Genomic DNA, 9,314 nt, shown 5'->3' with positions numbered 1-9,314 from the left:
CGGTCACCGCGCCGGCACAGCTCGACGATCTCGGCCTTGAACTCCGACGTGAACGAGCGGCGAGGGCGCGGCTTCTTCCCCATGCTCTCCATGATCGACATCATCCTTACCGGGACCGAAGCCCCTGATCAGGGGTGTCCGTCAAAGCGAATCAAGCCCAGTCCACGCCCACTATCTGGTGCGACGACTCACGCCAGTTCCCATGACGCACATCACATGGCTCCGGCGCTCACCACCTGCCCGGTCGGCCGTGTGGTCTGGTCTTCGCCGGACGGCGGGGCGAGCCGTCCAAAATCACCCGGCAGGCGTGTCGGTGGGCGTGCGACCTGCTGCAACTGATGCTGGAGGCATAACGGCGGCCGCCCCGGACTCCGGCATCTACGACCCCAACGGACCCGGACCGGATCGTCGCTCAGATGGAGGCGGCGGCCGCCACCGCCGCGCGACCGGGGCGAGTGGTCGGCAGCGCCGCACTGCGGCACGGCGCGGTTGCCGGCAGCAGCAGACAACAGCACCCTCGTCGATTGACGCCCAGCCAGGTACGGCAGTTCGGTCCGCCCGGGGTGCTGCGGAGCCGGCGGGATCCGCTTCAAAGACCGACGAGACCGGGAGACCCGCTCACGCCGCCCGGCGGTCCACCGCGCCCAGCCATAGCGTCAGGGCCTTGCGCACCTCGTCCGGGTCGGGGTCCTCGGCCGCCCACGCGGCATAGCCGTCGGGCCGGACCAGGAGGGTCGGGCGCAGGCTGGTCGCCGGGGAGGCCGTCACCAGCCGCTCCGCCCACGGCGCCGCAACCGCGGCGACATCGCGGCCCACCAGCACGAACTTGCCCTCCCGCAGCGCCTCGTAGAGCCGAGCCGGCTCCTGGGCCAGGCGGAGGTCCGGTACCCGGTGGCCGGTGAGCGGATGCGAGCCCCGGGGTGCGGGGTAGGTGATGCCGATGCCGGAGATGCCGCGTGATGCGCGTGCCTCCACCACGACCAACTGGTGCACGGCCGTGGCCAGCGCGGCCCGCAGCACGCGGATCAGAGGTGACCCGGTGGTGACGGCCGTGAGGAGTGCGTGACTGACGCGCAGGACCATCCGCCCCACCGGGTGACGCTCCGCGTGGTAGCTGTCCAGCAGGGCGTCACCGGCCCAACCGTGCACAACGGCCGCCAGTTTCCAGCCGAGGTTGGCGGCGTCCTGCAGCCCGGTGTTCATGCCCATGCCGCCGGCCGGCGAGTGGACGTGTGCGGCGTCGCCCGCCAGGAACACCCTTCCCTGCCGGTAGCGGGGCACCTGCCGCTCGTCGCTGTGGAACCGGGAGAGCCACCGCGGGTCGCGCATCCCCAGGTCACTGCCGATCGTGCGCTTCGTGATGTCCCGGACGTCCTCCAGGGTGAGCGGCGCATCGTCAGGCACCTGCCGGCGCCGGTCCCAGCCGATGATCCGGTACCAGCCGTCCCCGAACGGCGCGAAGAACGTGAAACCGTCCTCGTTCGAGGCGAAATTGAAGATTTCGTCGGGGGCGTGGTCGAGCAGCACGTCGGCCAGCATCACGGAGCTGATGGCCGACTTGCCGGGGAACGGCATGCCCAGGCTCTCCCGGACGGTGCTGCTCGCCCCGTCCGTACCGACGACGTAGCGGGCCCGGAGGGTCGCCGTGGCGCCGTCCGGATGGCGCACGTCCACGTCGACACCGTCCGGGTCCTGCCGCAGCCCGGTGGCCCGAGCCCCGCGGAGGATGCTGGCTCCCGCCTCCTCGGCCCGGCGCAGCAGGGCGCGCTCGACCTGCCACTGAGGAATGGTGAGGATGAAGGGGAAGCGCGTTCGGAGCCCGGAGAAGTCGATGCTGAGGCGGCCGAACGGATGCAGCGCCCGGGTCGGGGTTCCGATACGGAGCAGTTCGTCGGCCAGGCCCCGGGCGTCGAGCTGCTCCAGGGTTCGCGCATGGAGGCTGAAGGCGCGGCTCAGGTTGGACTCGTGATCGCGTCGCTCCAGCAGTGTGACGTCGACTCCGGACCCGGCGAGGTCACCCGCGAGCAGCAGGCCGGTCGGGCCTGCCCCGACCACCAGCACGTCCGCGTCCGGTGCGCCGCACCGGTTCGAAGAGGCACTCGGCGACAGGTCCGGTGTGTCCATGCCTCCGAGTCTCAGCCCTGTCTGGGGGGGCTGCACGACGGGACGGCGAGCGGCGGCGCACGGCAGGCGGTCGCGGTCGGCCGCCCACGTGCCACCAGCGAGTGTTACCAGCGGCTATGGCGTCCGGTGGCGAGGCCTGATGTGAAACGACGTCCGGCGCCTCGAAGCCTCCGGCCGCCCGGTCCGCGCGGCGTCCCGCACCGGCAGCGGGCCCGTTTCGACCTGGACGACCCGGCAACCTGGGCGCCGGCGCTCGACGGTGTCACCGCCGCCTACCTCGTGGAGCCGAGCCTGTCCGCGAGCACAAACCATCAGGCGCGGATCCCCCGGCTGGTGACCGAGGCGGTCACCGCGGGCGTACGCCGCCTGGTGCTGCTGTCCGCCCCACGCGCGGACGAGGACGGCCATCCCCTGCACGCCGCCGAGCAGGCCGTACGCGGCTGTGGCGTCGACTGGACCATCCTGCGCCCGCAATGGTTCGCGCAGAACTTCAGCGAAGGCCCCTGGCGACCCGGGATCCTCGCCGGAACCCTGGACCTGCCCACCGGCGACGGGCGCACGCCGTTCATCGACGCCGAGGATATCGCCGAGGTCGCCGTGGCGGCGCTGACCGAAGACCGCCACAGCGGCCGGGTCTACGACCTGACCGGCCCACGGGCGATCAGCTTCGGCGAAGCGGCCGACCTCATCCCCCGCGCCACCGGCCGTACGGTCCGTCACGTAGACATCGCCCCGGAGGCCTTCGTCGAGCGGCAGGTCACCGCCGGCGTCGCACCCGACGTCGCCCGTCTGCTCACCGGCCTCCTGGTGGACGTCGGCCACGGCGCGGGCGGCTCAGTCGGCGACGGAGTGGAGCAGGCCCTCGGCCGCCCAACCAGGTCGTTCGAGGCATTCGTCACCAAGGCCGCCGCCGCAGGCCACTGGGGCTGAGGCCCCGCCTCAACGATCGATCACCGAGCAGACCCGGGCTCTTGGCGGCGTCCGGTCGACAGCCCGGACGCCGCCACCGCTCGTGTCAGACCCGCGTAATGGCCGCACGAAGTTACCGGCGATGGGTCAGGAGCGGCGCCGCCAGGAGCCGGCCTTCGGCTGGAGCGCGGGGCGGGCTGCGTTTATGGCAGCCTGGCGCTCTCGCTCAACGCGCTGCCGGTCGGGGTGACCTGCGAGCCGATCGGTCGGCGGACGATGCCGGTGATCACGATGGCGGACGAGGCTACGGTCCGGCCTGGCTGCGGGTGCGCCGGTGGACGACGCGACGCACCGTGGAGCCATTGCCGTCATCGCGTTGCTGGAGCTGATGAAGCCCGCCGACGCGCGGGTCATCCAGGCGAGCGAGGAGCCGGTCGAGCCCATGGCTGTTCGTCAGGTCCATGCGGCGCCGAGCGACCCGGACGTGCCCGGTGCCCCTGGGCCGACCACGGTGTGGGCAAACGATGATCGTGTGACTCGCTCTTCCGCCGACGTACCGATTCCGGTCGTGGCAGTCATGAGACTCACCGAGCTCAGGGACCGCCTGCCGGAAACTCCCAGGTCAGACCCCAGCCGGGGCCGCTCACCCCGTGCGGCCGGCCCACCACCGGCATGGTGATCATGGCCCAACACTCCCCCAGACCGCCAACGACCGCTCGATGCGCCTCGCGGCAAAGCTGGGGTTCACCGAGGTAGAGCGGTACCAGGCCTGGGACGCCGAACAGCGGCTCGGCCTGCGGTCCCCGGTCACACCGCCCGCGACCGAACCAACTAGGTTAAAAGGTGTCGAACAACCATATTTCGCGCAAACACACTTACTCTGACCCGCGGTGGCCTGTGGCCCTTTGGTCGGCGCGGTGGCGTGACCGCCTCGGCCAGTGAGGCGGAGCCGCGTCGGTGATGAGACGTGAGAGCACGCGGCCCGGCCGCGGACCGCGGCCGTGGGCCCAGGTGGTGGTCGCGGTCGCAGGGCCGGCCGTGACGGTCGAGCGTCATCGCACGGGCCGTTTCGGCCCGGGGCCTGCGTCGCCACCCTTTTGGGTTCTTCGAGCGAGAGGTGCGGCGATGATCGGTTGTGGGAAACGACGGCTGCCCGGCCCGGCCCAGCCGGATAAGGGCCCGAGTCGACCTCCGCGGTGGGCGGCGCGGTCACGCGCCCTGGTGACGGGGCTGGTCGTGCTGGGGGGCGTGGCACTGCCGGTGACGGCGGCCGCCCCGGCCCAGGCCGCGACGTCCGGGACCTTCGCGTACGTCACCAACGTCGGCGCGAGCAGCGTGTCGGTGATCAACCTGTCCACCAACACCGTCACCACCACCATCCCCGTCGGCAACCACCCCGCAGGAGTGGCGTTCACCCCGGACGGCACCACCGCCTACGTCGCCAACGCCTTCGCGAACAACGTGTCGGTGATCAACACCGCCACCAACACCGTCACCGCCACCATTCCCGTCGGCACCGAACCCCTGCGGGTGGCGTTCACCCCGGACGGCACCACCGCCTACGTCACCAATGTGGGCTCGAGCACCGTGTCGGTGATCAACACGGCCACCAAAACCGTCACCACCACCATCCCCGTCGGCCTCGGCCCCAGCGCGGTGGCGGTCAGCCCGGACGGCACCACCGCCTACGTCACCGCCCAGGGCGCGAACGCAGTGACGGTGATCAACACCGCCACCAACACCGTCACCACCACCATCCCCGCCGGCACCCAACCCGACGGGGTGGTGTTCACCCCCGACGGCACCACCGCCTACGTCAGCAACGACCTCTCGGACAACGTGACGGTGATCAACACTGCCACCAACACCGTCACCACCACCATCCCCGTCGGCACCAACCCCGAAGCAGTGGCGATGAGCCCCGACGGCACCACCGCCTACACCGCCAACTTCACCTCGAACAACGCATCGGTGATCAACACCGCCACCAACACCGTCACCAACACCATCCCCGCCGGCACCGGCCCCATCGCGGTGGCGTTCAGCCCGGGCGGCACCCGCGCCTACGTCGCCAACGAGAACTCCAACAACGTGTCGGTGATCAACACCGCCACCGAAACCCTCATCACCACCGTCACCGTCGGCACCAACCCCTTCGGGCTGGCCACCGCCAGGGTCCCGGTCGTGGCCACCGCCACCTGCCCCACCGGTAGCAAGATCACCGGCGGCGGATACCAGCAGAGCGGCGGCGCCGTCCCACCCACCCAGGTCACCGACCGGCCCGTCGGCAACACCTGGCAGGTCCTCGCCGACAACCAGACCACCAACTACACGACCGTCACCCCCTACGCGGTCTGCACACCCTGACCCACCCGCGGCCCCGCAGCAGCCGCCGCGCCGCGGCGGGGCCACAGGGACACCACTGTTCAATCCGCTCGGTGCGCCGTTATAGCGGCTACCCCCACGGCTTCACCGATCCACGACATCATCTCTTCGGTACGAAGACGACACCACCCTTCGGCAACGCAGAGCCCAAACCAGCGCCAAACCGGAACAACACCGAAAGCAAGTGGCACCCAGACACTGCAACCTAAATGTCGTTCACCACCCAGCACCGCCCACCACCCCAACCCACCCCCACGACGCCCGCCGGATCTGGGTCCGCCCCGGCAACGGCGGCTTCACGCCGATCCCGTGGATCCACGCCGACCACGTCCACCAGCCCTTCGGCGACCAGCTGTGGCAGCACCTCAAGGACACCGTCGCCCGGCGCAGGGAACGCGACCGGCACGAAGCCGACCTCGCCCGAGCCCTCGACGGCCTCCTGCGCCGAGCCCGACACGGGACCGCAGGACCGCGCGAACACGTCCCGATCGGCCGCCAGGCACCCGCCGCCCTCCCCCACGACACCGACGGGCCTACCAGGCCCTGCACCAAGCACAACGATGCTCTGCTCCGAGCCGAGCAGGTGGCCGAGCGCAAAGTCGATGAGCTTCGCCGCATCGCCGAGCTCGCGACGCTCAAGGCTGGTCTGATCGCCAGCCGTCGAGGCCAACTGTCCGGCCTGATTACCGTCGTAAGCCGCGAGCAACTTGTACGCCTGCAGTCGACGCAGATCTTCCAGCGGAACCCACCCGGCGCCGAGCTCGCCGAACGGGCCGAAGCCGGGGCGGCGGCCCAGCCATCACCGGCTTGTAGTTCAACCACGACCAGGCATCGACGACGAGATCACGAAGGCCCAACGGGTGCCCTCCCGACACAACTTCAGACCCCACGCCGATCTGAAGCGGCACGTCAGCGCAGCCCGAGCCAGATCAGCTGACGACCTCGCCCACGAGACCCACCGCTTCCTTCGCCGACGACAGCGCCAGCCCTATGTCGTCTGCGGGCACTTCAGGGCCCCGTACGTCCGCTACTCGATCGTGCAGGAAACCGAGCCATTCCAGCTCAATGTTTGATCCACACGGCGTGTTCGTTGACGCGCTGTGCCTCCCTGACGTCAAGTGAAGTGATCCCCCCTTTGACACGATCACCGGCGGCCCCGTCTCGCGCCTCCGGGAATGTGATCAAAGTGATTGAACTGACCTGACCTTCAAGGAGGGATTCATGCTCAGTGGGCGTATGTCGGCCCGAAGGACGTTTGCACGGTGGAAACCCGAGAGAGTACTTCTGCCCGGCATGTGGCGGAGGCAATCCTGGATCCGGGTGGCACTGGCGGTATTCCTGGGCGCCCTGGCCATGCCGCTTGCCGCTGCGGGACCCGCGGCCGCGGCGAGCGGAACATTCGCCTACGTCGCCAACACCTTCTCAAACACAGTGTCGGTGATCGACGCGACCAACACGGTCATCACCAACATCCCCGTCGGCACCATCCCCATTGGGGTGGCGGTCAGCCCGTACAACACTCGCGTCTACGTCACCAACGCCAGCACGAGAACCGTGTCGGTGATCGACACGTTCACCAACACGGTCACCGCCACCATCCCCGTCGGCATTTCCCCTTTCGGAGTGGGGGTCAGTCCGGATGGCACCCGCGTCTACGTCGCCAACGCGGCCTCGAACAACGTGTCGGTGATCAACACCACCACCAACACGGTCACCGCCACCATCCCCGTCGGCATTTCCCCTTTCGGAGTGGGGGTCAGTCCGGATGGCACCCGCGTCTACGTCGCCAACGCGGCCTCGAACAACGTGTCGGTGATCAACACCACCACCAACACCGTCACCGCCACCATCACCGTCGGCTCCGACCCTCAACTGCTGGCGGTCACCCCGGACGGCACCCACGTCTACGTCGCCAACGTGGCCTCGAACAACGTGTCGGTGATCGACACGTCCACCAACACCGTCACCGCCACCGTCACCGTCGGCCCTGGCCCCACTGGGGTGGCGGTCACCCCGGACGGCAGCCGCGTCTACGTCACCAACGCGGCCTCGAACAACGTGTCGGTGATCGACACGTCCACCAACACCGTCACCGCCACCGTCACCGCCACCATCACCGTCGGCCCCAACCCTGACGGGGTGGCGGTCAGCCCGGGCGGCACCCGCGTCTACGTCACCAGCAACAGCGCGGGCACCACGTCGGTGATCGACGCATCCACCAACACGGTCACCGCCACCGTCACCGTCGGCAGTGGCCCCATCGGAGTGGCGACAGCCAGAGTCCCGGTGGTAGCGACGGCCACCTGCCCGGGTGGCAGCGTCATCACCGGTGGCGGATACCAACAGAGCGGCGGCGCCGTTCCGCCCACGGAGGTCACCAGTCGGCCGGTCGGCAACACCTGGCAAGTGCTTGCCGACAACCAGACCACCAACTACACCACCGTCACCCCCTACGCGGTATGCGCATCCTGAAGCAGGCACGGATTCCCCAGGACACGGCATCAGCCGTCGCCCTCATCCGGGCGGATGGCCAGACGGCCTCCGTTCACCTGTCCACAACATAGGAGACAAACACTATGAGATTTCGACCCTTAGGGCCTCTTCCCCGGCACAACCTGCACCGGACTGTCGGTAGCGCGACGGCATTGATCGCTGTGCTGCTCACCGGTGTCATCAGCCCGGAGGTCAGCGCCGTGCAGCGTCTTGACCGACCGCCAGGTCCCGGCTGCCACGGCCCGCGCTGTCCACACGACCCGCCTGGCCCGACCGGCCCGCCTGGCCGTACTGGCCCGACCGGCCCGACCGGGGCCACTGGTGCGACCGGCGTGACTGGGCCGACCGGCGCAACCGGTCCTGCCGGCGTGACCGGCTCAACTGGTGCAACCGGTCCTGCTGGCAGGACCGGCCCGACCGGCGCGACCGGCTCAACTGGTGTTACCGGCGCGACCGGCCCGACCGGCTCAACCGGCCCGACCGGGCCAACCGGCTCAACTGGTGTTACCGGCCCGACCGGCGCGACCGGGCCAACCGGCTCAACCGGCTCAACCGGGCCAACCGGGCCAACCGGCTCAACCGGCGCAACCGGGCCAACCGGGCCAACCGGCTCAACCGGCGCAACCGGGCCAACCGGGCCAACCGGCTCAACCGGCTCAACCGGCTCAACCGGCCCGACCGGGCCAACCGGCGCAACCGGCGCAACCGGCCCGACCGGCGCGACCGGGCCAACCGGCGCGACCGGCCCGACCGGCGCGACCGGCCCGACCGGCGCGACCGGGCCAACCGGCTCAACCGGCGCAACCGGCCCGACCGGGCCAACCGGCTCAACCGGCCCGACCGGCGCGACCGGCGCGACCGGCTCAACTGGTGTTACCGGCCCGACCGGCGCGACCGGGGCCACAGGGCCGGGCGGCCTTGCCACTACCACCATCGTGACAGGAACCCCGGTGGTGGTCCCGCCGAACCCGGTGATCTAGCCTGCGCTTTCACTTGCGTCGGTGTCCGGATCGTGATCGGGAACGCGAAAGTGCCTTCTGAACTGGGATGATGAGGCTTGTCTAAGGTCTCCATCAGCCCAGCAGGAAGGCACTTTCTACGTACACACAGGGGGAAGCTCAAACAGGCAGACGCGACGGGCGCGCGACAGCCACCCGAAGCCAGTTCGGGGCTGTCTGGCAGCCCACCAAGCCACCACCAGGCGCTGGCGATGCCCGCCCCACCGACAGGCAGCCGTCGGACGGTGTGGCTGCTGGACGGCCTGTGGAGGTTTCTGGGCATCGCCAAGGTGCTGGACGCGCGGCAGTTCCGGAAGATTTCAAGTCCAGTGAGACGGTCGTGACGCTATGAGGTTTGTGGTGCGGGTTCCCTGCGCTTGGCGGGGTCGTTGATCCACGCTGTCT

The 9,314-nt window shown here is 69.8% G+C and carries 5 protein-coding genes and 1 pseudogene; 4 read left to right on the top strand and 2 right to left on the bottom strand.

The genetic code is table 11. The features are described 5' to 3' along the window. Nucleotides 1–618: 618 nt before the first annotated feature. Nucleotides 619–2,124 carry an FAD-dependent oxidoreductase gene (locus ACWDAK_RS39755; protein ID WP_344640647.1) on the bottom strand — a complete coding sequence of 502 codons (1,506 nt, stop codon included), beginning with the start codon at nt 2,122–2,124 and terminating at the stop codon, nt 619–621. A gap of 141 nt (nt 2,125–2,265) precedes the next feature. Between ACWDAK_RS39755 and ACWDAK_RS39750 the strand changes: the two genes are divergently transcribed. The 3 genes and pseudogenes from ACWDAK_RS39750 (at nt 2,266) to ACWDAK_RS39740 (ending at nt 5,400) form a co-directional block, all read left to right on the top strand. Next, entirely contained in the window at nt 2,266–3,054 is a 789-nt protein-coding gene (locus ACWDAK_RS39750) for an NAD(P)H-binding protein (protein ID WP_427396317.1), read from the top strand. 677 nt (nt 3,055–3,731) lie between these two features. Then, nucleotides 3,732–3,917, top strand: a pseudogene (locus tag ACWDAK_RS39745) (hypothetical protein); the annotation flags it as partial. 364 nt (nt 3,918–4,281) lie between these two features. Further along, entirely contained in the window at nt 4,282–5,400 is a 1,119-nt protein-coding gene (locus ACWDAK_RS39740; protein ID WP_449806569.1) for a beta-propeller fold lactonase family protein, read from the top strand. Between the two features lie 223 nt (nt 5,401–5,623). Here the strand turns inward: ACWDAK_RS39740 and ACWDAK_RS39735 are convergent, their stop codons facing one another. After that, nucleotides 5,624–6,124 carry a hypothetical protein gene (locus tag ACWDAK_RS39735; RefSeq protein ID WP_427396258.1) on the bottom strand — a complete coding sequence of 167 codons (501 nt, stop codon included), beginning with the start codon at nt 6,122–6,124 and terminating at the stop codon, nt 5,624–5,626. A 614-nt stretch (nt 6,125–6,738) separates the two neighbouring features. Here ACWDAK_RS39735 and ACWDAK_RS39730 point away from each other — a divergent pair. Then, nucleotides 6,739–7,890 (top strand): YVTN family beta-propeller repeat protein, encoded by a 1,152-nt coding sequence (locus ACWDAK_RS39730; protein ID WP_449806568.1) that lies wholly within the window; start codon nt 6,739–6,741, stop codon nt 7,888–7,890. Nucleotides 7,891–9,314 lie beyond the last annotated feature (1,424 nt).

Source organism: Kitasatospora sp. NPDC001175 (assembly GCF_053598215.1).
This window is presented reverse-complemented; position numbering and strand designations above follow the sequence as displayed.